Annotated in this window: 23 protein-coding genes and 1 pseudogene; 3 read left to right on the top strand and 21 right to left on the bottom strand. The window is 63.5% G+C overall.

Annotated elements, in window-relative coordinates:
* Window positions 1-49 precede the first annotated feature (49 nt).
* The gene (locus tag FOZ70_RS04885) at window positions 50-1,822 is read left to right on the top strand and encodes a terminase ATPase subunit family protein (RefSeq protein ID WP_219705044.1); all 1,773 of its coding nucleotides are present in this window, start codon (window positions 50-52) and stop codon (window positions 1,820-1,822) included.
* Entirely contained in the window at window positions 1,819-2,856 is a 1,038-nt protein-coding gene (locus tag FOZ70_RS04880; protein WP_219705042.1) for a phage portal protein, read from the top strand. The genes FOZ70_RS04885 and FOZ70_RS04880 overlap by 4 nt, the downstream gene beginning before the upstream one ends.
* A gap of 13 nt (window positions 2,857-2,869) precedes the next feature.
* Here FOZ70_RS04880 and FOZ70_RS04875 read toward each other — a convergent pair whose 3' ends face one another.
* From FOZ70_RS04875 to FOZ70_RS04815, 13 genes are all read right to left on the bottom strand, one after another.
* On the bottom strand, window positions 2,870-3,712 hold the full coding sequence (locus FOZ70_RS04875; protein WP_219705040.1) for a hypothetical protein: 843 nt from the start codon (window positions 3,710-3,712) through the stop codon (window positions 2,870-2,872).
* Window positions 3,713-3,730: 18 nt separating this feature from the next.
* Window positions 3,731-4,090, bottom strand: a complete 360-nt coding sequence (locus tag FOZ70_RS04870) for a type II toxin-antitoxin system HicB family antitoxin (RefSeq protein ID WP_219705038.1) — start codon at window positions 4,088-4,090, stop codon at window positions 3,731-3,733.
* Window positions 4,087-4,341: a type II toxin-antitoxin system HicA family toxin gene (locus FOZ70_RS04865; protein WP_219705037.1), complete on the bottom strand. Its 255-nt coding sequence runs from the start codon at window positions 4,339-4,341 to the stop codon at window positions 4,087-4,089. The genes FOZ70_RS04870 and FOZ70_RS04865 overlap by 4 nt, the downstream gene beginning before the upstream one ends.
* Before the next feature lie 419 nt (window positions 4,342-4,760).
* On the bottom strand, window positions 4,761-5,042 hold the full coding sequence (locus FOZ70_RS37965; RefSeq protein WP_241011482.1) for a ribbon-helix-helix protein, CopG family: 282 nt from the start codon (window positions 5,040-5,042) through the stop codon (window positions 4,761-4,763).
* 70 nt (window positions 5,043-5,112) lie between these two features.
* On the bottom strand, window positions 5,113-5,766 hold the full coding sequence (locus FOZ70_RS04855; protein ID WP_219705036.1) for an AAA family ATPase: 654 nt from the start codon (window positions 5,764-5,766) through the stop codon (window positions 5,113-5,115).
* Window positions 5,767-5,854: 88 nt separating this feature from the next.
* Window positions 5,855-6,061 carry an ogr/Delta-like zinc finger family protein gene (locus tag FOZ70_RS04850; protein ID WP_219705035.1) on the bottom strand — a complete coding sequence of 69 codons (207 nt, stop codon included), beginning with the start codon at window positions 6,059-6,061 and terminating at the stop codon, window positions 5,855-5,857.
* Window positions 6,058-6,324 (bottom strand): ogr/Delta-like zinc finger family protein, encoded by a 267-nt coding sequence (locus FOZ70_RS04845; protein WP_219705034.1) that lies wholly within the window; start codon window positions 6,322-6,324, stop codon window positions 6,058-6,060. The genes FOZ70_RS04850 and FOZ70_RS04845 overlap by 4 nt, the downstream gene beginning before the upstream one ends.
* Before the next feature lie 13 nt (window positions 6,325-6,337).
* Window positions 6,338-8,140, bottom strand: coding sequence for a replication endonuclease (locus FOZ70_RS04840; RefSeq protein WP_219705033.1), 1,803 nt, complete (start codon window positions 8,138-8,140; stop codon window positions 6,338-6,340).
* Between the two features lie 21 nt (window positions 8,141-8,161).
* Window positions 8,162-8,308: a hypothetical protein gene (locus FOZ70_RS04835; protein ID WP_219705032.1), complete on the bottom strand. Its 147-nt coding sequence runs from the start codon at window positions 8,306-8,308 to the stop codon at window positions 8,162-8,164.
* Window positions 8,309-8,319: 11 nt separating this feature from the next.
* Window positions 8,320-8,538: a hypothetical protein gene (locus FOZ70_RS04830; RefSeq protein WP_059454201.1), complete on the bottom strand. Its 219-nt coding sequence runs from the start codon at window positions 8,536-8,538 to the stop codon at window positions 8,320-8,322.
* Entirely contained in the window at window positions 8,535-8,786 is a 252-nt protein-coding gene (locus FOZ70_RS04825) for a hypothetical protein (RefSeq protein WP_219705031.1), read from the bottom strand. Before FOZ70_RS04825 ends, FOZ70_RS04830 begins: the two co-directional genes overlap by 4 nt.
* Before the next feature lie 207 nt (window positions 8,787-8,993).
* The gene (locus FOZ70_RS04820) at window positions 8,994-10,094 is read right to left on the bottom strand and encodes a hypothetical protein (RefSeq protein ID WP_219705097.1); all 1,101 of its coding nucleotides are present in this window, start codon (window positions 10,092-10,094) and stop codon (window positions 8,994-8,996) included.
* On the bottom strand, window positions 10,091-10,252 hold the full coding sequence (locus FOZ70_RS04815; protein ID WP_219705030.1) for a hypothetical protein: 162 nt from the start codon (window positions 10,250-10,252) through the stop codon (window positions 10,091-10,093). Before FOZ70_RS04815 ends, FOZ70_RS04820 begins: the two co-directional genes overlap by 4 nt.
* A gap of 240 nt (window positions 10,253-10,492) precedes the next feature.
* Here FOZ70_RS04815 and FOZ70_RS04810 point away from each other — a divergent pair, with 240 nt between their 5' ends.
* Window positions 10,493-10,831: a DUF3693 domain-containing protein gene (locus tag FOZ70_RS04810; protein WP_219705029.1), complete on the top strand. Its 339-nt coding sequence runs from the start codon at window positions 10,493-10,495 to the stop codon at window positions 10,829-10,831.
* Between the two features lie 107 nt (window positions 10,832-10,938).
* On the opposite strand, the gene FOZ70_RS04805 is transcribed toward FOZ70_RS04810, so the two are convergent.
* The 8 genes and pseudogenes from FOZ70_RS04805 to FOZ70_RS04770 form a co-directional block, all read right to left on the bottom strand.
* A complete protein-coding gene (locus FOZ70_RS04805; RefSeq protein ID WP_219705028.1) occupies window positions 10,939-15,579 on the bottom strand; it encodes an RHS repeat-associated core domain-containing protein in 4,641 nt (1,546 codons plus the stop codon).
* Between the two features lie 12 nt (window positions 15,580-15,591).
* Window positions 15,592-16,857, bottom strand: a complete 1,266-nt coding sequence (locus FOZ70_RS04800; protein WP_175888748.1) for a hypothetical protein — start codon at window positions 16,855-16,857, stop codon at window positions 15,592-15,594.
* A 15-nt stretch (window positions 16,858-16,872) separates the two neighbouring features.
* A complete protein-coding gene (gene tssI, locus FOZ70_RS04795) occupies window positions 16,873-19,077 on the bottom strand; it encodes a type VI secretion system tip protein VgrG (RefSeq protein WP_219705027.1) in 2,205 nt (734 codons plus the stop codon).
* Entirely contained in the window at window positions 19,074-21,734 is a 2,661-nt protein-coding gene (tssH, locus tag FOZ70_RS04790; protein ID WP_219705026.1) for a type VI secretion system ATPase TssH, read from the bottom strand. The genes tssI and tssH overlap by 4 nt, the downstream gene beginning before the upstream one ends.
* A gap of 12 nt (window positions 21,735-21,746) precedes the next feature.
* The gene (tssG, locus tag FOZ70_RS04785; RefSeq protein WP_060052970.1) at window positions 21,747-22,841 is read right to left on the bottom strand and encodes a type VI secretion system baseplate subunit TssG; all 1,095 of its coding nucleotides are present in this window, start codon (window positions 22,839-22,841) and stop codon (window positions 21,747-21,749) included.
* Window positions 22,838-24,709, bottom strand: coding sequence for a type VI secretion system baseplate subunit TssF (tssF, locus tag FOZ70_RS04780; protein ID WP_219705025.1), 1,872 nt, complete (start codon window positions 24,707-24,709; stop codon window positions 22,838-22,840). Before tssF ends, tssG begins: the two co-directional genes overlap by 4 nt.
* A 4-nt stretch (window positions 24,710-24,713) precedes the next feature.
* On the bottom strand, window positions 24,714-25,196 hold the full coding sequence (locus FOZ70_RS04775) for a GPW/gp25 family protein (protein WP_346656387.1): 483 nt from the start codon (window positions 25,194-25,196) through the stop codon (window positions 24,714-24,716).
* Window positions 25,193-25,425 (bottom strand): annotated as a pseudogene (locus tag FOZ70_RS04770) (type VI secretion system tube protein Hcp); the annotation flags it as partial. The gene FOZ70_RS04775 and the pseudogene FOZ70_RS04770, both read right to left, overlap by 4 nt.

Here is a 25,425-nt window from a genome sequence, read left to right as displayed (position 1 = left end):
ACAAATGCCGGCCATGCGCGCGCGCGCGAACGACCGTTACGCTTTCGGCATGCTCAATACCGCCGACAATCCGATTATCGAAATCGACCCGCGTAAGTCAGCGCGCGCCCTGTTTTTTCAGGGTTGGCGTGTGTCGTCGATCGCGCGTCACATGGGAATCAAGCGCGCCACGGTAGAGGCGTGGAAACAGCGTGACGGATGGGCCAAGGCCAATCCGATCGATACCGTCGAGTCGACGATCGAAATGCGCATGAACGCGCTGATCGCGAAGGACAAGAAAGACGGCGGCGACTACAAGGAGATTGACCTGTTAGGGCGCCAGCTCGAACGCTGCGCGCGCATCCGTCGATACGGCGAGACAGGAAAAGAAGGCGACCTAAACCCGAACATCGCCGCACGCAATGAAGCGCCCAAGCGCAAGCCCGCGAAAAACGAGTTCAGCGACGAGCAGCGCGACCGGTTGCTCGAAGCGTTCCGCGACTCGCTTTTCGACTACCAGAAAGTCTGGTTCCGGAACGGGCATCAGCGCACGCGGAACATTCTCAAATCGCGGCAGATCGGCGCAACATGGTACTTCGCTCGCGAAGCGCTGGCCGACGCGATCGATACCGGCCGCAATCAGATTTTTCTGTCGGCGAGTCGCGCACAGGCGCACGTGTTTCGCCAGTACATCACCCAGTTCGCGCGCGAGGCCGCCGACGTTGAATTAACCGGCGATCCGATCGTGTTGCCGAATGAGGCCATTCTGTACTTTCTCGGCACGAACGCACGCACCGCGCAGAGCTATCACGGCAATCTGTACCTCGACGAATACTTCTGGATTCCCCGATTCAAGGAACTACAGAAGGTCGCGTCCGGGATGGCAATGCAAAAGAAATGGCGCGAAACATACTTCTCAACGCCATCCAGTCTCGCGCACGAGGCATACCCATTTTGGAGCGGCGAGCACATCAATCGCGGCCGCGCCAAGGGCGATCACGTCCACTTCGAAGTTACGCACAAGGCGCTGTCGCGTGGTCGTCTTTGCGAGGACGGACAGTGGCGGCAAATCGTCACGGTCGACGATGCCATGCGTGCCGGATGCGATCTCTTCGACATCGAAGAACTGCGGCGAAAGTACAGCCCCGAGGATTACGCAAACCTGTTGATGTGTCAGTTCATCGACGATACGGCGTCAATCTTCACGCTCGCGAACCTACAGCGCTGCATGGTTGATTCATGGGAGTTGTGGGAGGACTTCAAGCCGCTTACGTCCCCTTCTCGCCCATACGGCTATCAGCCTGTCTGGGTCGGCTATGACCCTGCGCTCACGGGCGATAGCGCCGGCTGCGTCGTCGTTGCGCCGCCGCTCGTCGACGGCGGCCCGTTCCGCGTGCTCGAAAAGCACCAATGGCGCGGCATGGATTTCGAGGCGCAAGCCGAGTCCATCAAGAAAATCACCGATCGATACCGCGTCGACTACATGGCGATCGATACGACCGGCATCGGTCAGGGCGTGTATCAGCTCGTGAAGCAGTTCTATCCGCGCGCCGTCGCGTTCAACTATTCGCCAGAGGTAAAGGGTCGGCTCGTGCTCAAGGGGCTGTCCGTCGTCGGCAATGCACGGCTGCAATTTGACGCCGGATGGACGGACATGGCCGCCGCATTCATGGCGATCAAAAAGACCGTCACGCCGAGCGGGCGAAACGTCACATACGAGGCATCGCGCAGCGAGGAAACCGGCCATGCCGATCTTGCATGGGCCGTGCTGCATGCGATTTCGAATGAGCCGTTGGAAGGCACTGCGGCACGCAAAAAAGGAAAGGTGGAGATTTACTCATGAAGAAACACACGACGCACGTGCAGCACGCGAACACTACCCCGAGCGCGGCCGACGCGTCGCGGCCGGCGCAGTCGACCGCGTTCACGTTCGGCGACCCTATGCCGATCATGAGCCGGGCCGAACTGCTGGACTATGCCGAGCTTGTGACGATCAACGGATGGTATGAGCCGCCCGTGAGCTTCGCGGGCCTGTCGAAGATTTTCCGATCCGGCACTCACCACGCGTCGGCGATCTACTTCAAACGGAACGTGCTCGCGTCGACGTTCATCCCGCATCCGCTGATGAGCCGGGAATCGTTCCGGCGATGGGCGCTCGACTGGCTGATTTTCGGCAACGGCTATCAGGCGCCCGTGCGCAACCGTGTCGGCGGCGTCATGCGATACGAGCCGCCGCCGGCGAAATACATGCGACGCCGTACCGACCTGCAAACCTACGTGCAAACGAACGGCTGGCAGGCCGTGCACGAATTCGATCCTGGCGCCGTACATCATCTGATCGAAGCCGATGTGAATCAAGAGATTTACGGCGTGCCGGAATACCTCGGATCGCTTCACGCGGCGATGCTGAACGAGTCGTCAACGCTGTTCCGGCGACGCTACTACGAGAACGGCAGTCATGCCGGCTTCATCCTGTACCTGACCGACGACAAGGCCGGGCAGGACGATATCGACGCGCTGCGTGACGCATTGAAGAGTGCGAAGGGACCGGGCAATTTCCGGAACCTGTTCTACTACGCGCCGGGCGGGAACAAGGACGGAATGCAGTTAATTCCCGTCTCGGAAGTCGCGGCGAAAGACGAGTTCTTCAACATCAAGAACATCACGCGTGACGACTTGCTCGCTGCGCATCGTGTGCCGCCGCAATTGCTCGGCATCGTGCCGAGCAACACGGGCGGGTTCGGCGCGGCCGACACGGCAGCCCGCGTGTTCGGCCGTAACGAAATCGAGCCGCTACAGGCGCAGTTCACAGCGTTCAACGAATGGGCGGGCGATGAGATTGTGCGCTTCGAACCATACGTCATCGCGGCGGCCTAACCCGTATGTCGGGCTACTCACGTAGCCCTTTCACTCCATTCTCAGCGAGTCCTGACCATACATCCATTGCGAGCCGCTGATCTTCAGTCGGTTCAATTTTGACATCCGGCCAAAGCTCCCCGATGCCGGTCGCAGCTTTGGCTATAAACGGCATTGAGTATTTCAACGCCATCGAAATCATTTGCAATGCTTCTGGGTCACCCGCGTGCGCCAACGTCAACTGACTCAGCGCAAAGGGAAGCGTGTGAACGTACTGTGACAGGAACATCGTCACTACATTATAGAAGTCGTGATTAATGCCACTGGCGGCATTACGTTCCCTCTGGCTGATGGTGAACGCAGGTGCCTTCCCTAACGAAATATCCTTCTGGGCCTTGGCAGATAGCTGGCCGAACAACGCGTGAGCCATGGTAGCGTCGCGCAAGGCTTTTGCATTGTTTCGAACTGCATCAACATCCTGCCCGATCGCACCAGTGTCGCCCAACATAGTCAGCCGACGTTCCTGACCGTGAAGTTCCCACACCAGCATTCTTAATTCGCGCTCTTCTGGCGGAATTTGATGAAGGCCGATATATGCCAAAGCGTCGAATGCTTCGATCAATGTCCGAGCGATCGCGCAAACTGCACCGATATCCCAAAGCTCCGTTGTCCCAGCACGAAATGTTGGAACAAGTCGACGCAGGCTCACGCAATGACAAACCAGTTTTGTAAAAATGGTCTCGGCATACGATAAGCGCTTGTCTACGACGCGGCGTCCACTCAGGCGAGTTGACATTTCGCATGCATAGTTCGCTATCGCATCATATTCGCGCACTACCGCAATGTAGTGGTCTCGCGTCGTCAGGATCGCCTTCATGTTGAGCCGCGTCGTGTCCTATGCGTGTGCAGCCCGCTCTAGCACCTCACGAGCCGCACGCCCCAACACCTCTTCTGACCACTGATTCACGCTCTCGCCTGCAACGGCCGCTGCAACGCCGACGGCCGCGTGCGTCTCCGGATTGAGGCGCAACATCAGCTTTCCAGACGCAGGCTTTTGCGGCGATCGCCCCAAGCGTTCGCACTCTGCGAGATAGTGGTCGACGGCCGCATGAAAATCTTCCGTCAGCTCGGCGACCGTCTCACCGTGAAAGCTGATTTTGTCGTCGACACCGAGCACATGCCCGACAAAAATATTGTCGCGGCCGTCGAAATCGACGCGGGCGTAATAACCCTTGTACGTCATTGCGTTGGTCATGGCTTTATCCCCATTTCGTTGAACCAGTCGCGCACATCCTCAACCTGATAGCGCTTTGCCTCTTTGCCCGGATGGGGGCGATGCAGGTAACGGCGCGACCCGTTCAGTTCGAAGGCGATGCGCGACCCGGCGCCTTCGTGAATGCTGCCGCCCAACGCGACAACCAAAGCTTCGACATCCGCGAACACGATGCCGCCCAAGGTGGGTTTCGTGTAGATCGCGCTTAGCGTGCGGGCGTGTTTCGTTTTCATGGATTCATGATATCACAATTTGATATCTCCCGATATCAAATGATAGCAAAAATCGCTATCGCTGCCTGATCCTTATCAGCGCGATAGCGGGCTGCTGGCGCCGCCGGGTGTGGCGGGGTGCTGCTGACGCTGCCGATGGGGCGCGAGGCCGGCCAAGGGGCTGAAATCGAGCGGGCGCCCCCGCCGCACCGACCGGGCGTCGGTGCGAACATCTGACCCCGCTCCCGGAAAATCGCAGTCCCCTCCCCGCCTGCCCGCCTCTCTAAATGGGTCGTTTTTGATGCGCCGGCCGGGAACTGCGGAACCGCCCGCCGGCGCGGGATTCCAGCGATTTCGCATGGTGGGAAATTGATGCGCTTTGGTGCGTAAACCTGACGAAATAACGCGCCGGCCTGTGACCCCGGCCGGCGCAGCCAGATTTAGCCGGCCCGGCGTGCCGTCCGGCTCTCGAAATCGTCGATCAGTCGCGCCGCGCCGAGCGCGAGCGCGGCATTCCGTGACACGCCCGACGCCTTCGCGACCTGATCGACGCGGGCGAGCAAGTCAGGATCGATATCGACGCTGATTTTTACCTTCGACCGCCGCGCGGCGGGCTTTTCGCTCGGCACGGCCGGCGTTTCGGCGCGCGCGTCGGGCGCGCCGGCGATGAATGCACCAATCGCCGCGTCGTCGCGTGCGGCCGGCTTTCTCGAAATCGACATTTGAACCCCTATCTAATTGATATCGCGTCGATACCATGTCGATATCTGTTCGATATCGACATGATCCCGTTTAGCTGGCGTCGGCCGTCAGCACGCCGAACACCGCATCTTGCAGACGCTCAATTTCCGCGCATGCAACCGGATCGCGACGCGGCATTTCCTCGACGTGCAGGCCGGCCGCGCTCGCGTTCGCGAACGCCTTGCGGCGGTGGATACGGTACGGCAGCAATTCCAGGCTGTCATAGCTGGCGATCACCGATTCGGCGTCGCGGTTGTCCGCGCCCTGCACGTCCGCGCAGTTCAGGAACGCGCATGCGCGCAGCGCGCGCACCTTGCGCGCTTCGTCGAGCAGCTTCGCCATGTCGTCGAGCGCCCACACGTCAAACGAGCGCGGCATGACCGGCACGAGCACCACATCGGCGGCCATCATGGCCGCGCGAAACGCGCTCGAATCCCGTCCGCCCGCGTCGACGACAACATGATCGAACTGCCCGGCGTGCTTCGTCAGCTCCGCATGCAGCGTTGCGCCGTCATCGTAAGCGGCGGCCACGATCGCGGGCCATTGGCCATACGAGCGAGCGGCCATTGCCGACGCGCTAGACTGCTGGCGATCGCCGTCGACGAGCCACACACGCCCGCCGGCGGCCAAAATGCCGGTCGCAAGCTGTACCGCGATCGTCGATTTGCCGACGCCGCCTTTCGGATTTCCCACGACAACAATCATTGCTCACCCCTATATAGAAACGATATCTACTCGATATCGACGCGATATCACCCCTGTATCGCGTCGATACCGCCTCATTGCGCGGCCGCTATACGTCGAGCCGCATCTGTCCGCCCGCCCGTGTCCGCGGTTGCGGCGGTTCGGCGGGCGTCATTTCGAGTCGCGCGCGGTAGGTATGCCCGCACACGACGTTGTCGCACTGGTAGTCGATTTCCCACACGAGCGGTTCTTTCTGTTCCAGCGAACGTGCGATGCCGCGTGCGCCACAATGCGGACATGCGATCGTGAACCTCATCGCGCGCACTCCATCAGGCCGAGCGACGTGCGCGAATCGACGTTGCCGTGCAGCCGTGTCGACGGCCGCACGTCGAGCGTCACGTCGTCGCGCGGGCATGACGCCGGTGACAGCGAATACAAAATCTCGAGCCCGGCCGGCGATCGGAATTCGCATGCGTCGCACACGAAGTAGAGGCGGCGCATCGTTGCCGACATGCCTTCCGTATGGCGTGCTTCGATCTCGTCGCCGCAGCACGGGCAATCGATGGTCATTCGTGACATGGTTTTCCTCGCTCTACAGGTTCCGTTGACCCCGTTTCGCGTCGCTCACGTCCCCGCTGACGCTGTTTCCAGTTCCGCGCGCTGCGCGGGCGGTCGGATCGGCCACCCCTGACCGATTCGACCGCGTACAGTTATTGACACCAGTCCAAGGGCGGGCGGCTTCGCCGCCGCGCCGAACTACCCGCCATTCGTACCGCGTCGACGGTACGAAAATCTTCGTCTCGCGCGTGTACGCGCAAAGCCCGTCGACGATATGTGCGACGCCGATCGCCTCGACGCCGTGCGGCACGCGCACGGGCGCAATACCGTAGCGGCCTTCGCGATGCTCGACGGTATGGCGCACGTAGACCATGCGCGCTTCGCCGGCGATGCCGCCCATCGCGCGTGAGTATTCCGCCCAATCGGCCGCATGCTCGTCGGTTTTCTGAGCGGCCAGCCACGCAGCGCGAATGCACGGCGCCTCCTCTTCGCTCGGCAAGTCCTGTTCTTTCACCCGGCGCAGCTCGCGCCACACGCCGACAGGCGCCCCGCCGAACTGCTGGAACTGCCGGATACCCCACAACGCCGCCCACGCCTCGACGCGCTGCGACGGCGTGATTTCGTCGCCATCCCACATATCCGTCTGGATCACATAGCCGTCCTGCGTCTTGTGCTCGCCGACCGCATACCCGTCGATGTTCTTGCTGATGTACTTCGCGACGTAGCCGACGGCCGATCCTTTCGTGCGGTCGATCATTTCGAAGCGCACGCGGTGCAGTTGCGCGCCGGGTTCGTTTCCAGAATCCCGCAGCCCGTGTTTGCGCATCACCGCGCAAAACCGCTCGACCTTGTCGGCGAACACGAGCCCGTGCCAGTGCGGGCAGCCGTCGTGATGCGGCTCGGCGACGCGCATACCGAAATAGAGGACGCCCTCGCGTTTCAGCTCGGCCCGGATGCGTTGCCACACCTTGCGCAGATACGCCTGAGCGTCGCGCGGCGACAGCTCGGTATAGACGGGATTCGGTTCGACAACGCCGCCGGTCGTGCGAACGGCATGAAAGCGGCTCGGGCAAGTCAGCGTGAACATGACGCCGCGCAGCTTCGCATCGTCGGCCAGTTCTTCGAGCCCGCGCAGTCGCGTGAACAGCTCGCCGCGCTTGAGCGCCTTATTCGACATGCCCTTCGCGGCCAGTTCGGCCAACGTGAACTGTTGGCCGTTCTCGTTCTCGACCGTGACGGATTCGAGCGTGCGCGTATTGCGGCGGTTCTGCGCGATCCGCCGGCGAACCGCTTCATCGCTTGCGTAGGGCTCTGCCCGGCGGTGGACGTAGTGCAGGCGGATATTGCTATGTTCGAGCGTGCGGATATGCTTCTTGCGCAATTGCCGGCGCCACCACAGCTCGCAACGAACTCGCGCTATCTGACCGGACGGCAGGTCACAATCGGGCATCGCGACCGCGTATGTCGCGCACGCGGTGCGCGCCACGACGAGCGCATCAGCTACGGTCAGGCCATGTGATCGCATCCCGATATCGTTCGCGATGCGCCGAGCCTTGAGGCAGATTTCCTGATCGTTCGCATCGGGGCGCACCGGCAAATGCTCGGGTGCGTGCTGGTCGAGGAATTCGCGAATGGCGCACGCGGCCGCGCTCACATCAAAGAGGCGATCCGCGATCGGTTGACCCGGAACCGGGTGCCTTGCCGCGCTGGCTTGGCCGGCCCGCTCGGCCTGTCGCAGTGCGCGGCGCAGCCACTTCGGGGGCAACCGCTTCACCGCCGCCTGGGCTTCGGGGATATCAGCTAGAACGCTGGATGCGTCGCGCGCGTAGACCCACATGCTCTATTGCGCCCGATGCTATTACGCGCGATGCGTGTTCGACGAAATCGGCCACGCCGGTTTCGTACCGTCTTCGGGATGCACGCCGCACCAAGCGATCACGCCCACGATGATGATGATCCAGATCGCCCACAGCGGCAGCGGCTTTTCGTTTCTCGGTTGCTTCATCACTCCCCCTATCAGATCACCCGGCGGCGCCGCGCCATCTGCGACAGCAGCGGCCGCAGCTCGCGCATCGCGGCAGCGGCGGCCTGATCGGTGCGCGCCGTGCGCGGCGGGTTGTAAACGACGAACGGGGGCACCAATACCCCCGCTCCGATACCAAACTCGGCAAGGTCAGCGGCCAGAAAGTCGCGCGAGCCTTCGCCTGCACGTTCCTCGCTCGCCGCGTGCGTCATGCGGCGAGCCGTTCGTCGACAGCGTGCGCCGCGTCGACCGCGTCGAGCGCCTTGTCGAATGCCTCGTCGCGCGTCATCGGGTACGACACGCCCGTGCCTTCCGTGTACCAGTGGATTTCGCGACGCCCTTCGATGCCCTTGGCGACGAAGTAACCGCCGCTTCCCAGCCGATCGAAGAACGGGCCGACCTCAATCACGCCAGCAGTGACTACGCGCGGCAGTGCCATTTCGATATCTGCGTCGGTCATGCGGCCCTCGCGATGGAAAGGTGCGGGCGACCTTGCTCGCGAGCGCGTCGCGCGCGCTCTGCGATTGCGCGGCTGCGATACATCGCGCGCTGCAACGCGTTGTGGGCGTGTAATTCGCGGCGAATCGCTTCGGATTCGTCGCGCACTACATTAGTAGTCCGATTCATCGTCACTATAAGAACTCCGCTTAGAACGTCGTTGATCGAATTAGCCGCGCGGGCTCGGATGCGGTTGCGGAATATGCGGCCGCGCGTCCGTGTTGGCGGCGGCGCTGTTCTTCGCATTGAGCGCGTCTGCGATTTCTGTCGCAATCGTGTAGCTGGATGCGCTGGCGAGCTTCGCTCCGCCCTGCCATACCTCGTTCGCGTGCGTTATCGTCCGGATGAAGCGGCTCGTTACCGGAGTCGATGCCGGCCCGAGCGGCGGCTTCCACTGCTCGGCGCCATCCGTGTACGTGTATGCCCTCGCTTCGAGTGTGCGCACGGCGGCAGCGGCCCGGCCATCTGTCGGCGAGGTGGTTGCGCCGTAAGGTCGGCGCGCGCAGAGCTTGAACGTCTCGGCGCAGAGTTCCGCAAATCGCTTCGGCACGATGCGCGCATGGTCGCTGTCGGGGCAGCACGCCTCGTAGCCGGCTGGAATATCGCCGAGACAGCCGCACTCAGGGCAGAATCGAATTGTTTCCTCGACTTGCCGGCTGACGGGCTGCTCGACATGCAAAGTACCGCCGTAATTTCGCTTCGTGAACGCCCGGCGCAAGCGCGCGACGTCAGCATTCGACCAGTCTCGAGGCGGTTTGAGCACGACGCTTTGATCGCCGTCGGATGCGGCGAAGTCAACGCCAAACCACGCGACAGACTCAACCGACACCACGTCGCCTAGACCCTTTACGTATCCGACGATTCCATCGGCGATTGATCCGCGCGCATCGCCGACCAGTTCGTGCGCGGCTGCCACTGCTGCGGCCATCACTTCCGCCCGCGAGTCGGCGCGCGTCGGATGCGTCACGGCGACGCCGTCTTGTTGATTGGCGATAGACCAGAGTGCGTGCTGGTGAAACGACTGAATTTCCCACGCGTTCCCGATGATCCGATCCGCGCGGCGCAGCTCAAGAAATACGGCCAGCGGTGAGCCGCCCGCCATTACGACCTCCCGCTCGTGATACCGAGTGACGCCCTCGCCTGCAACGTCGTCGCGGTGGTTCGCGCAGCCCCAATCGCTTTTCTGTTCCATCGTCATGACCGCAAGCGCATTGCGGATAACGGTGTCGGCTGCGCGCAGTTCGTCGCGAAGTTGTTGAGCGATCGTCATGCCATCACCCCACCAGCGAGCGACGGACGAATCGTCCAGATTCGGACGATGCATTGCATCGAGTCCATTAATGCACGCCATGCGGCGTCGGCGGTTTGGCGGGCCAGCACGAGCGGGCTGTAACGCGACTGTGAAAATTGCAACGAAATGTGCTGCATTTGACTTCCCCTTGTTCAACCCCTGAACGGTGTACTGCGAGAAACATCGCCCCGGCGGCTGGGTAGCTATTCCAGCACCGGCGGGGTTGTGAACCGGTGCCGGGGCGACAGCCGGAGAATAGTTCAAGTAACTCGTACTAGTCAACGATGCTCGTACGTTCGAGATTCACGAACGTTGCAGAAGGTCGAGCGTTCAACTAACCTTGACACCGGGTTGAATTGATTTCAAAGGGGTTTTCTATGAAAACGACTGTCGAATGGCTCGACGCCGTGAAGGCGCGGCTAGACCTTCCGTCCGACTATGCGGCCGCCAAGGCGCTTGGCGTCACCCGCTCTACCATCAGCGGCTACCGTACCGGCCGTTCCGTTTTCGATGAAAAGACGGCGATCCGCGTCGCCGAAATCATCGGTATTGATCCGTTCGAAGTGATCGCCGCCGCGCATGCTGAAAGCTCGCGAGACGATCGCACGAAGGCAATTTGGGTTCATGCCTTGGAAGTTTTTTCCAAGGGTCTACAGGGTTTTCGGTGGCTGGCGCTACCCGCTAACGCTTGTGGGGCTTTGGTCCCGCAGGTGTAACGCCAGCTTTAGTTAGCGACCCTTCTTCACGTTATGTAAAATCAATTATCCGAACGCACCGGCATGTCATCAGCCATTTCGTACTTGAGATCTGCAGACCCGTCGCTTCATGGAGCGATTTCCGGACAACTCCAGCCATTCTTGTGTCTGAATGCCTTGAGCACGCTCGGAAGATCCATGTTGAAGACCGCCATGAGGCGGATCGATACGCGTTCAAGATTCTTGTCTGCCGGAAAGAAACCTCGATGCTGCAAATGATGGACCGTATGAACCGCAGATTGCTCGACATTCGGCCGGCATCGCTCGTCACACGGCATTCTTTCCGTTATGAGTAATCCGGACGGCAAGGCCGTGACGCCATCTCCTCCCGCAATTACTTCTTCCGTATGTATATCGATGCCGACCTTGTTCTTGGCCTTCGGAATATTGAAGGCGTATTGCTCCGGGTGACCGCTGTCCGGGATAAATCCGCCGAAGTTCCTGTTGGGATTCAGAATTGCCTTGCGTCCATCCTCGCCGCTGTTCCATACGTCATGCAGCCAGTCAGTCGCACCCTGACCGAACGATGTGATACCGATGTACCGTATCAGCCCGGTGGGATCGATCCATGCCAACGGGTTGAGTGCATACGCATATAGATTGTTGCCACCGCGCAAGCCGATTGGATCCGCACACATGAACGCCCCGGACGTTGGGTCATAGTATCGATGCCGGTTGTAGTGAAGCCCGGTTTCATCGTCATGGTATTGCCCCTGCAATCGCAAGGGCTGGTGCGAACGTGTTGTTTCCTCTGGCGTTTTTTCAGCACCCCACGGATCGAATCGTCCTTCCCACGTCACGGCGCCATCGTTGTCGATCATCCGTGCGGGCAAACCGTTGGGATCCAGATAGAACCATCCGACGGTCGCATCGCCCAGACGAACCGTACCGGCTGCCTCCGAGCCGGCATTCTCTTCGATCTCGAACGAGCGTGAAATGCAAGTCAATGGCCTGAATGTCCCGGGATAATGAATCCACTCTTGCACCCTACCTCGAAGCAAGGCGAGCGTACGCGTCGATGGTCCGCCATTTCGTTCACCGGTCACCACGTGCTCGCCCACAAGCACGTCGCCGTCCCAGAAGAAATGCGTTGTCGTAGTCGTCGTGCTCTCGGTCGATGCGACCGCGTACGGCGGGCTGGCCGATCGAGTCGTCGTTATTTTCCTCACTCGGCGGCCGAAGACGTCATAGCCATAGCGCGTATCGACGTCGACAGTGAAATCCGTCGAACCGTATTTGCCCGTCCGGTGACGTTTGGTAGACGTATCGACTAACTGACTCGTCGCATCCCATCTCAGAGTCAGTTCGTTGTGATCGTACCTTTTGGCACATACATGTCCGGCGTGATCGAATGCGCGCCATCCATTCCCCTCCCGTATGACTCGCATGGAATGGAGGATACTTTGCATAATCGAAGATTCTTCATGATGCTGCCTGGCCTGTCCTGATGCCATTGTGAGGTTGCCGGTCGGATCGTACTTGAACTGGCGCCGTACACCTGCAGTGTTGCCATGCCCGATCAAACGCCCGAAGGAATCGTATTCGTAGTGCTCGGCCTCTGACCAGGAGTCGTGCTTTGCGGATGGCTCACCGTGGTCGTCATACAGGTATTCACTGCCAAACAGCATGCGACTCCCGCGCATCATCTTTTGTGCGGTCAACCGCCCGTTTGGTGTCCAACTGAATTCACGCGCGAGATGGGCATTCAGTCGCTCGCGGAAAACGTTGCCGTTAGCGTCGCGCTCCAGCATGATCGGGGAGCCGTCGTCAACTTGAATCGATTCGAGTAATTCCGGAGAACGATAGGCGTAGCGGACCGTGCGGACCAGCGTCTCGCCACCGACCGTCATTTTGGTGACACGCTCGATCGGCGCGCGAGTTGCGTCGTACGACCACGCAATCGTGAAGTTGTCGCCCTGCCGCTCTTCCACGAGCCGCCCTGAATCGTCATATCGTCGCTCGACACGGCCATCAGGATTGCTCGCTGAAACCAGGTTGTCACCGCGATCGTATTCGAATGTCTCGATGCGAACGCCGCCGGGCTGTCGTGGATCTGAAACACGACGCCGAACGATCCGTCCCAGGATATCCGCCTCGTAGACGATCGACTGGCCCGTGCCATTCGTCGTGGCCAGCAATCGGCCAGCAGGATCGTACTCGTAGGTCCGCACGTTGCCGTGGTAGTCGGTGGCCCTGACTATCCGGCCATTCGCGTCTCGTACCAGTGCATAGCACTCGCCTTTCTCGTTGACGATCCCGATCACCTGCCCTTCGGTGTCGTAGCGATACTCGACGATCGATCCATCCGGCGCGGTACGAGCGATGATCTGACCGATATCCGAATAGCGAGCCGAAAACAGGCTGCCAGTTTGATCGCGGTATCCGATCAGATTGTCATCGGCATCGTAGTCGCAGTGAATTTCTCGACCGTCCGGGGCAAACGCATGTTTCAGATTACCGGCGCGATCATACTCGTAGCGGTGGCTACGTCCCGTTGCATCATCGACACGTATCGTGTTTCCACGGGCATCGTAGTCGTACCTGACGCGCGATCCACCCGCGTCGACAATCTCGGCCAGGTTCCCGTCGCGGTCGTAGGCGAACGTCGAAATGGCATTGCCGGGCCCGACGCTCGATATGAGTTGACCGTTGCGATCGTATTCGAATCTGTATATCGCTCGCGCAGGTGTTTGTTGAGTGATCAGGTTGCCGCGTGCGTCCCATTCAAAATGCCACTCGCGACCGTCGGGCAGCGTAACGATTGACGGTCGTCGCTGGTCATCAAGCGAGACCCGGGTAACGCTGCCATCCGGCCGATATTCGGCAATCAGGTTCGCCTCCTCGTCATATTCCCATCTGTATGTACGTCCCGCTGGATCGATTTCGGCACATGTTCGCCCGCGCTCATCGTATCGATACGTCGATACGCCACCAAGCGGATCAATGATGGAGATCGGCATGCCGCGAGAGTTGATCTGCATGATCGATACGTGTCCGAGCGAATTGGTGATGCGTGTTTCGCCCCGCCGGACGTCGTAGTCAAACCGATAATCGAACAAACCGCTTCTTCCCCACGCGTGATCGACCCGCCATTTGCCGTCATGATGTCGACGGTAGCTGTAGTGGAACGAGGCTCCGAGTGCGTTCGTGTGACACGTCATCATGTGCTCGTCGATATACTCAAAACGACGTGCATGCCCCATTGCGTCGAGCGCAACGACGAGATTCCCGACGCGATCGTATTCGTAACTCACCAGCGGATGGGGACATCCGTCGATGTCGATCAATGTCATCGCCGAAAACCGGTTCACGCGGCATTCGCGATTTACCTCGCTATTTTCATTCATGTGGCACTCGATCCTGCGCCCCGTCAATACGTCGCCTTGCCACTCGACTATCCGTATCGGCTGCCCTTCGGGGTTTCGCACGAACGCCCACGCGTTGCCGGATGGATCCGAAATGCGCTGTATAAGTAATGTCCCTGCGCGTTCGCTTGTGGGCCATGGCGCGCCGCTGGGAATCCGATAGGCATATTCAATGCCGGCGCGGGTCCTGAGCGTCAGAAACTCACCGCAACGATACAGCGCATGACCGTACTGCCAGTCTCGAACGCGTGCGGGCCATCCAGCATCGTCCGGTATCGAGTCGAAGGCCGTGGTGTGGTCAGGGAAGCAGGCGATGATCCCGATCACACCGTCATGTACGATCCATTCGACACGAATATCGGCCGGCGTTTGCCAGCCGACGCCGGCCACGCCGAGATAGGTACTGCCGCTGACATAGCGGCGAACCCAGGTTAAAGGCAATCGTCCGGCGACCGTGAAATCTTCGTGTCGGACAACTACCTCGCCTGTCGTTGCATCGACAGGCTCTGCATGCAGCACCTTGCACTTGAGAAAACCCGGCTTCAGATGCAACTTGTCTGCCAGCGACTTTGCGTATTTCGATCCCCGAAACGCCTTGAATAGCCCCTTTGCCAGCGCCGCCATGTTGATGATCGGCGGCCCGCCTACTAGCACGGGACGGCCGGTCGGAATCGGTAGCATGAACGACGTCGGTAGAGACAGGTGCTCGCGCTTCGTATGCGCGCCGTTGTGCGCCGGCGGCTCCAGCCCGACCGCCCAGCAACTCATCGCCGGCAGCGCGAGGAACGCGAACGGGTCGTTGTTCGCGAGCACGGTTTTACTGCCCATGTACGCTTCCGCGTCGTTCGACGGATCCGGGTCGGGCGGTGCGAACGAATCACCGAGTGGAAAATGCAGCGACGGCAGATGAAACGCGTGCGTGCCCGCTGTCGCTCGCAGCATCCCGTTCACAAAGATCGGTCGGCCGGCGATGCTCCCCATCCCGATACCGGCACCCGCCGCGTTCGCGATGTCGGCGGCCATTGATGCGCCCTTCAGGGCTTGTGCGATAAGCGGGTCGCTTGCCAGCTTTTTGGCTTCACTGGAAGCTGAGGTGACCGCTTCGTCGACTTTCTTCGCGTCATCCGGATGGTCTTCGAGGTACTCGATCGCCTTTTCCTCGATAACCGTGAAGGCGATTGCACCGATGACACCCAGCGCGGCGTTCACATACTCGCGCAGGTCCAGCATGAAGCCGATATGGGGATGCGGCAGGAACACGGGCGTCGGACTCGGCGCGACCAGCACCGAATGCAAGTCGACGCCGACGACCGGGTCGAGATGTTTGACCGCGGGCAATCCCATTGACGTCTCCGGTCACCGGTCGCTGCGTAACGCAGCGACTTTTTCTCTGAGTTCGGCCCTGCGCCGGTCGAATGCGCCGACCTGCGACACCATCCAGTCGACGACGAGTTGCAGGTTGCTGTTGACGCGCATCGCATCGTCGAGCATCAATCCGGCATCGAGGGCGTTGAAGCCGGATTCCAGTGCGTGTTCGCGCTCCCCTGCCCGCTCCCAGCACACGGCACTCATGCGCCACGCCTCGACGGTCATCAGTGCATCGTGCGCGGCGATCGTCGAAGTCGCCGCCCGCTCGTAGCAGTAGGCGGCCCGCGCGTGATCCCGGTGCGCAAGATGGACGCTCGCCTCGCCGAACAGGCCGTTCGCGACGAGTTTGTGCCCTGCAGGGTGGCCTGCCTCGATCGCCTGCATGCCGCTACCGATGGCATTCCGGTACGCAGCGATTGCATGCTCGCGATCGTGCCATTTCAAATAGGCCGCGCCGGCGATCAGGTGCACGACGACGCACTGGTCGAACCACTTCTCGCGCTCGGCTACCTTCAGCGCCGCTGCGCGGAGTTCCTCGAGGCGGGCGGGATCACCGTTTTCGATGGTCTCGCTCATCGTGATGAACAGCCGTCGGAACTCGCCGCTTGCGCCGCGTTCGCCCGATTCGGCAAGCAACTCGCGCGGCACGCGGGCCATTGAATATCGGCCGTGCACGATACTGACGAGCGTCTGATGATGTTTAACCAGTGACGCAAACGGCTCGATATTGATTCGGAGCACGACAAAGCGCAGACGCTCGCCGAGCGAAGGAGATGCCGCGACAGTCGAAATCAGACGATCGATCCAACGCACCCACCCTCCTTCGTCACGCATGCGCGACGGTTCGAAGACGAAAATCAGCGCGGGGAACACATCCGGATGATGCTCGATGAGACTGTCGGCTACCGTTAGCAGATATCGCACCGGATCGGTGCCGTCGAAGAATGGAGGCTGCCAGTCGGCGCGTATCCCCTGAGCACCGGACGCGTCGCGGCGGCTGTCGTAGAAGGCAATCAGTTCGTCGGTCAGCGCCTGTGCGTAGTCGGACTCGTTCGAGAATGCAGTACGCATCGTTCGCACCGCGCACGACGTGTCTTCCTGCGCCTGAAAATACAGCTGTACCAGCGGTGCGTCCGCTTCATCCGTATGCCAGACCATCAACCTCGCGGCTTTGTCGTTCGCGAAACTCATCCAGTCCGCATGCGCATCCATGAACCTGCGCTCCACCGGATTGGTCGGCTGCCAGTTCTGCATTCGTGCGGGCCTCCGTCACGGATTCAGTTTCAGGACGGCACCTTCGACCGTGTGCTCCGCAGTCGCTGACGATGTCACCGTCTTGCCGTTCACGCTGTGGGTGTTCGTACCGGTCGATGCGACGTTGACGCCCTGGATCGTGATGGTGCCGTCGCTTTTCATCACGATGCTCGACATCCCGCAGACGAGCGCAAGCTGATCGCCTGCGTTGACGAGCACCTGATGTTGCACGTTCGTCGTGTGGTTCGCACCGACGTTGACGGTGTGCTCACCGCCGACCGTGTGCGTATGCGCCTTCGCAATCGTCGAAGTGCGCGTGCCGATCTCTTCTGTATGCGCCGACGCAACCAGCGTCTTCATGTCCTGCGACGTCGTCTGATACATCTGCCCGACGTTCAGCGTCTTGGCTTCGCCGATCGTTTCGGTCTTGCCCTTCGCGACCGTCTCGGTATGCACGCCTCCGATGGTCGCGTCCCGATTCGCGGCAATCGTCACGGTTTCGTTCTGTCCGACCGTCCGCGTCCGGTTGCCGACGACCCCATGCGTCTCATTCGCCCCGATCTGCGCGACCCGGTTCTGCCCGATGTTCACCGTCTCGTTCTGCCCCACGCTCCGTTGCCGGTTGTTCTTCACCTGCATCGTCTCGTCGTTTCCGACCGTATGCGTATGGTTGTTCCCGACGGAAAGCGAATGATCGAGCTCCGTCTCCGCATCGAAATTCCGTTCCGCGTGCATCCACAGCTGCTCGGCGCCCTTCTTGTCCTCGAACCGGAACGCATTCGCATGCTCGGTCGTCCCGCCCGGTGACGAGCGCGACAGCAACCCGCTCTGCGTCGCGCTCCCGGGCAGCCCCCACGGCGGCATCTTTTCGCCGTTGTAAACCCGCCCGGTCACGATCGGCTCATCCGGATCGCCGTTCAGGAAATCCACGACGACCTCGTCGCCCACCCGCGGAATCTGCACACCCCCGAATCCACCACCCGCCCAAGGACTCGACACCCGCACCCAGCACGACGAATCCTGATTGCTTTGCCCATACCGATCCCAGCGGAATTGCAGCTTCACGCGCCCGTACTGATCGGTCCAGATTTCCTCCCCCGGCGGCCCGACCACGGTGGCCGTCTGCGGCCCGTTGGTTCGTGGCCGCGGCGTATCGCGCGGCGATCGGTAAGGCAGGCTCGACGGTTGCACGAGCATCATCGTCTGATGCACGACAGCCTCCGCGCCCTGGTCGCTCGCATACGCGTTCTCCTGGAAGCGGTACTGGCACCGCACGATCAGGTATTCGCGGTTCTGGTCCGCACGCGGACAATGCGCCAACGTGAACAGGTAACCCGGCGCAGCACCGCGCACATCGGTATCGGCACTCGCCCGCTCATGCTCAGCCTGCTGCTCCTCGAGCCGCACGCGGCTGTAATGCGCGCCTGGCGCATCGTCGCGATAACCGCCCGGCCACTCGAACGACGCGAAGCTGTCGTGATCGTGCCCACGCGGATCGACCTTCTGCGACGAAAGATCGGCCCGTGGCTTCGTATAGTCGTAGTCGGTGGTCTGGTGCCGGCCGACGCTCACTTCCTGCGCGGGCAGCCAGCCGTCGATGTGCTCCTCGTCGGCGATCGCGGTGCGGTCGCGCGCGATGTACGGAATCGTTTCGTAGCCGGGTAGCCCGGTGTGCGACGACATCGCGTCGCCGAGCATCAGTGTATGCGTGTCCTCGGCATGCCGAAACCAGAAGTAGATCCCCTCGAACTCCATCAGCCGCGACACGAACGCGGCGTCGGTCTCGTTGTATTGCACGCAGTACTCGCGCGGCACGTACGTTTCCGCGAGGTGATTCTCGATCGGAAAGCCGTACGTCGACAGGACCTCCTGCACGATCTCCGGCACCGTCTTGTTCTGGAAGATCCGGCAATCGGAGCGGCGCGTCGCGAGCCACAACCAGGGCCGCACGATCAGCTCGTAGCCGTAGTACCGCTCGGCGCGTCGCCCGGCGAGCGATGCGCGCGCAACGATACCGTTCAGGTAGCGCGTCGACAGGTCCTGCTGTTCGATCCGGACCGTCACGGGTTTCCCGAGCATGTCCTTCAGCGACAGGCTGTGACTGTCGGCGAGCGCCTCGATCCGGAATTCGAACAGCCGGCCGAGTTCGTCGCTGCCGTCGAGCGTATGGAACTTGAGGTCGTCGCCGTGCGGGCTGTCGAGTGTGAATACGCGATTCAAGTCGTTTCCTCCTCGTCGAACCGGTAGGCGAATTCGCCGTCGGCCGCGCTCAGTTCGATCGACGACAGCGTGCGGCCTTCGAGCGTCGCCTGCAGGATCGCGCGGCCGATGCGCGGCATCACGGTATGCGTGAGGATCGCGTCGACCATCCGGCCGCCGGACTCGATCGTCCGGCAGCGCTCGACGACCAGCGCGGTCGCCGCGTCGGTGCAGCGCAGCCGGATGCCGTGATGCGCGTCGATCCGTTGCTCGATCCGCCGCAACTGCAGAGCGACGATCCGCGCAAGCGTCGCGTCGGTGAGCGGGTAGTACGGCACGACGGTCAGCCGGCCGAGCAGCGCGGCGGGAAACACGTCGAGCAGCGGCGCGCGCAGTGCATCGGCGAGCGTCTGCACATCGGGCAGGCGCTCGGGATCGCGGCACAGCTGCATCACGCGCTCGGCGCCGACATTCGACGTCAGCAGGATCACCGTATGCCGGAAATCGATGTCGCGCCCTTCGCCGTCCTCCATCCAGCCCTTGTCGAACACCTGGAAGAAAATCTCGTGCACGTCGCGATGCGCTTTCTCGATCTCGTCGAGCAGCACGACGCTGTACGGGCGCCGTCGCACGGCCTCGGTGAGCACGCCACCCTGCCCGTAGCCGACATAGCCGGGTGGCGCGCCCTTCAGCGTCGACACGGTATGCGCCTCCTGGAACTCGCTCATGTTGATGGTGATCGCATTGTGTTCGCCGCCGTACAGCGTGTCGGCCAGCGCGAGCGCGGTCTCGGTCTTGCCGACGCCGGACGGCCCGCACAGCAGGAACACGCCATGCGGCTTCTTCGGGTCGTCCAGCCTGGCGCGCGCGGTCTGGATGCGCTCGGCGATCAGTTCGACCGCGTGCTTCTGGCCGACGACGCGTTCGCCGAGCGTATCGGCGAGCTTCAGCACGGCCTGCGTTTCGTCGCGCACCATCCGGCCGAGCGGAATGCCGGTCCAGTCGGCGACGACGGCGGCCACGGCGTGCGTGTCGACGGCGGGCAGCACGAGCGGCGCATCGCCCTGCAGCTCGGCCAGCGCCTGCTGGGCGGCCGACAGACGGGTTTGAGCGGCGACGCGCGCGTCGGCGTCGAGCACGTGCGACGGGTCGTCGTCGAGCAGCAACGCGCGGGCATCGACGATCGCCGTCAATGCGTCGCGTTCGGTCTGCCAGCGCGTGTCGAGCCGGTTGAGTTCGGTCCGGGCGGCGGCAATGTCGTGATCGATCGCATCGCGCCGCGCGGTATCGCCGGTGCCGAGCGCGCATTCGCGCCCGATCCGCTCCTGTTCGACGCGCAGGCTGTCGATGCGGCGGCGCGCATCCTCGATCGGCGCGGGCACCGCGTGCTGGCTGACGGCGACGCGCGCGCAGGCCGTGTCGAGCAGGCTGATCGCCTTGTCCGGCAACTGGCGGGCGGGAATGTAACGGTGCGACAGCGTGACGGCGGCCTGCAGCGCGTCGTCGAGCACGAGCACGCGGTGATGCGCCTCGAGCTTCCCGGCCAGGCCGCGCAGCATCGTCAGCGCGGCGGCCTCTTCCGGTTCGTGAACGTGCACGAGCTGGAAGCGTCGCGTCAGCGCCGGGTCCTTCTCGATGTACTGCTTGTACTCGGACCACGTGGTCGCGCCGATCGTGCGCAGCAGGCCGCGCGCGAGCGCGGGTTTCAGCAGGTTTGCGGCGTCGCCGGTGCCGGCCGCCCCGCCCGCGCCGACGAGCGTGTGGACTTCATCGATGAACAGGATCGCCGGACGCTCGGACGACATCGCCTCGTCGATCACGCCGCGCAGCCGGCTCTCGAACTCGCCCTTCACGCTCGCGCCGGCCTGCAGCAGCCCGATGTCGAGCAGGTACAGCGCGACGTCGCGCAGCGACGGCGGTACGTCGCCGGCGGCGATCCGCAGCGCGAAACCTTCCGCAACGGCCGTCTTGCCGACGCCGGCCTCGCCGACCAGCAGCGGGTTGTTCTGCCGGCGCCGCAGCAGGATGTCGACGATCTGGCGGATCTCGGCGTCGCGCCCGACGACCGGGTCGATCTCGCCGGCCCGCGCGCGGGCGGTCAGGTCGACGGCGAAGCGCGCGAGTGCCGGGCCATCCGCGGCGCCGGCCGCGCCGCGCAACGCCGTGCCGTCGCCCGGCGCCGCTTGCCCGGCCGGCGGCGCCTCGGGCGAGCCTTCGACGATCGATTCGAGCGCATCGGCGAGCACGTCCGGCACGACGCGTTCGAATTCGCGCGTGATCGCCAGCAGCACGTTGCGCAACTGCGGCGTCTTCAGGATCGCGAGCAGCAGCACCGCGCCGCGAATGCGCGTCGCGTCGTACTTCAGCGTCGCGTACACCCACGCGCGTTCGACGGCGTCGTCGATATGCACGGACAGATCCGACACCGAGCCCGCGCCGCGCGGCAGCTTGTCGAGTGCGGCGACGAGCCCGCGATCGATCGCGGCGTCGTCGATCGCGAAGTGGCGCAGCACGCGCTGCAGGTCGCCGTCGAGCCGCTGCAGCATCTGCTTGAACCAGTGCGCGAGCTCGACGTACGGGTTGCCGCGCAACCGGCAGAAGCCGGTCGCCTGCTCGAGCGTCTCGTAGAGGAACGGATTCAGTTTTCCGAACAGGTTGGCGCGGCCGATATCGGACATGACGGTTCCCGTTTAGGCGGTTTCGCGATGAAGGGGTACGCCGCCGCGCCGCACGTCGTAGCGGACGACGAGGTCACGCGCGGGGCCCGGTTCGAGCCGCTGCCCGAGCCAAGCGGTGCGGCCGATGCCCTGCGGCGCGCCGAGCGCGATCGCCGGCACCGCGTCGGCAGCCAGTTCGAGCTGCACGTCCCAGTCGAACTCGATGCCGACGTATTCGCGCACCCAGTGCGCAAGCTGCCGGGCATGCGGGCCGCCCGGCAGGAAGCGGCGGTACGCGTCGAGCGACAGCGGGCCGAGCACGATCCGGAAGCGCGACTGCGCGTCGCGCACCGCGATGCCGAGCGCGACGGCGCCCAGCCGCAACGTCGGCCGCGTCGCGCGGATCGTGCAGCGCTGCGACCGCTCGATCGCAACCCACTGCGGCACGTGCTCGACGATGCGGGCCTCGACACCGAAATGCCGGCGCAGGATCTGCACGAGCCCTTCCGGGTTGCGCGTGTGCCGGACGAGATGGCCGGCATGGAAATAACGCGCATGCGGCGCGAGCGTGTCGGTATCGGCGTTGGCTTGCGCGGCCGGTTTGTCGCCCTGTGCCGCGCGCCCGATCAGGCTCGCGACATAACCGTCGAAGCGTGCGCGTTCCGGGCGATCGAGGCTCACCGTCGGCTGCGCGTCGGCCCACGCGCGGTAGAACAGCAGGATCAGCCGGTGATGAAACAGGTCGGCGAACGCAGCAAACGTCGGGTCGTCGTGCTGCGCGGCGCGTTCGTGCGCGTATTCGGTCAGGTGCGTCGGCAGCGGCCCGTTCGGGCCGAACAGCCCGAATCCGTGAATCGCAATGCGCGGCGGCACGGTGCCGTCGTCGGACACGCCGGCGAGCATCGACGCCGCGAACGCGAGCGACGGTCGCTGCCCGAGCCGCACCGGCTCGTCGCGCGGCCGCACGGCATGGCCGAGCGGCGCGCGGCCGGGCGACAGCGCATCGAGCCAGCGCAGCGCCTGGAACAGGTCGTAACCGTGCGGCGCGGCACGCAGGCGCGCCCACCACGCGTCGCGGCGTGCGGCTTCGGTGGCCGTTCCGGCACGCGGAGACATGTCGCGCTTCATATCGCGGGCCGCCTGCCGACACGCGCCGGCCAGTGCGCGAGCGTGCCGCGCTGCGCGCTGGTCAGCACGCATTCGGCGAACGCGTTGATCGACACGTGGCGCGCGAAGAACTGTTCGAGCACCGCGCCGAGCAGGAACGGGCTCTCGCCGGAGAACGCATGGTCGTCGACGGTCACGTCGACCTGCACGCCACGCCCGAACATCAGGGGGCCGGACGCCGGCAGCCGGCGGAACACCGGCGAGAACGCCACGCGCAGCACGCCGTCGATCTGCCGGCGCATCGCGGCATCGGCCGGGTCGGCATGCAGGCCGAGCAGTTCGCGCAGCGCATGCGCGCCCTCGTCGTCGTCGAGATCGGTCAGCGTGTGGCGCGCCAGCCCGAGATGGCGGATCAGCCGCCACGCGGTTTGCGCATCGGCGATCGGCGGGCGCGGCCGCGACGGGCCGCGGATCGCGACGATGCTGTCGACCGGGGCCGACACGCGCAGCGTGAACGTGTTCGCGTCGCCGGGCGGCTGCAGCAGCACGAGGTCGCGGTTGGTGCACAGCGTGTCGGCCGCCAGGTAGCGCATCGTCTCGTCGTATGGCGCGCACTGGCTGTCGACGAGCGACACGTAGGTCTCGCTGCCGACGTAGCCGGTGCGCGTGCCGTTCGCGCGCGCCTGGGCGGAGACGAGCCGCGGTTCGCGCCGCACCGTGTAGTACGCACCGTGGTTGCCGTCGTCGCTGGCGAACGACGCGTGAAACGGCCGGAATTCGCGCGACTGGCCGTCGTCGCGCTGCTCGCTCGCGAGGCGCTGCACCGCATAGACCTCGTAGTCGAGCGGCCGGCTGCGATCGACGACGACATGGTGTTCGCGCGCTCCCGGCTGCAACTGGATGCGATCGGCGCGGCGCGCGAACAGGTTCACGGCCGGCGTGCAGTTCAGCGCGAGATGGCGCGCGCTGACGGCCGCTTCGAGCGCCGCATCGTGGCGGTCGAACAGCACGGTCAGTTCGAACTCGTCGCCGGTCGCGCGTGCGAGCGCGGCACGCAGCCCGCCGATGCTGAAGAACAGGAAACGCGCCGGAAACGCAAAATACTCGCGCAGCAGCCGGTAGCCGTGGAAGCTGCGGCCGTCGTCGGGCAGGATCGCCTGCGCGGGATCGAAACCCTCGTGGACGATCGCGTCGGCATCGAGCGTATGCAGCCAGCGCGGCGGCTGCGCCGGGTCGTGGCACACGACGCCGAGCGCATGGGCGGCGATCAGTTCGAGCAGGTGCAGCGCGTCGCGCTCGGGGCCCGCGAGATGGAACGTCAACCGGTCGAGCGGCAACTGGGAGAGTCTGGCTCCGCCGCGCGCCTTCAGCCGGATGCGCAGCGCGCCGCGCACGTCCTGTCGCGCGGCGAAGGCGCCACGCGGCAGCCACGACGGCGCACCGGTGACGGTCGCATCGGTCAGTTCGAGCGGCCACAGCGTCAGGTCGTGCGCGGTGCGGAATTCGCATGCGGTCTGCTCGGACGCGGCAGGACGCGCGCGCAACGCGGTGCCGGCCGGCAGCCGCCAGCCTTGCGCAAGGCTGCCTTCGTTCAGCATCGGCGCGAACCGCACGATCGCCATCGAAGGCAGCGGCGCGATATAGCCGGGATACACGGCATCGAGCAGCGCCTGCGTGAAGCGCGGAAACTCGGCATCCATCTTGAGCTGCACGCGCGCGGTGAGAAAGCTGAAGCCTTCGAGCAGCCGCTCGACGTACGGGTCGGGCGGCCCCGATTCGTTGAGCCGCAGCCGCGCGGCCACTTTCGGGAACTGCTGCGCGAATTCGCCGCCGAGCTCGCGCAGGTACGCGAGTTCGCGGTTGTAGTAGTCGAGCAGGCGCGTATCCATCGCGTCAGGCCCCCGCCACGGATTGCAGCGACATCGCGCCCGTCTCGAGATCGAGGTCGGAGCGCAGCACGAATTCGAGCGGATGCGGGATCGACCACAGCGTGCCGCGAATCTCGAACAGCAACACGTTGTGGCGCCGCTCGCCGGCGTGGCCGCCGGCTGCGTCGATCACGCTGCGGACTTCGACGCTGTCGGGCGCGATGCGCGGCTCGAAGCGGACGATCGCGTCGCGGATCGACGCCTCGACCGACATCCGCTCGACGCCCGACATCGGCTTGCCGACGAGCGGCCGCATCCCGTAGTTGAGCACCGACGCCTGCGCGTGCGCGAACGCCGGCCAGTCGACGAAACCGTCCTCGGCGTTGCGCGTGTTGAGCAGCCACGCGAGATCGCGCAGTNNGCAGCGCGGGCTGTAGCCGGTCGCGCAGGTTGCCCTCCCGGCCGTCGCGGGTTCGCGGGTCGTCCATGGTCGTCTCCGCGCCGTCACATCTCGGTGTTTTCCTTGATGTTCCAGCCGACGGTCACCTCCGCGCCCTTGCCGCCGTTGTCGTTCTGCTGCCAGTACTGCTTCTTCACCTTCGCGGCCTGGAAGCCGTAGTGCATCATCAGCCGGTCGGCGACGTCGCCCGGATCGATCCCCGCGACCTGCGCGGACGTGACGAGCACCTCCTGCAGCGTCACGCGCATGAACTCGACCTGCGTGCCACCGGTCTTGC

Source organism: Burkholderia sp. COPS (genome assembly GCF_019425585.1).
In the GTDB taxonomy this organism is placed as follows: Bacteria; Pseudomonadota; Gammaproteobacteria; order Burkholderiales; family Burkholderiaceae; genus Burkholderia; species Burkholderia cepacia.
Note: the sequence above shows the minus strand (reverse complement) of the source record. Positions and strands in the feature narration are given on the sequence as shown.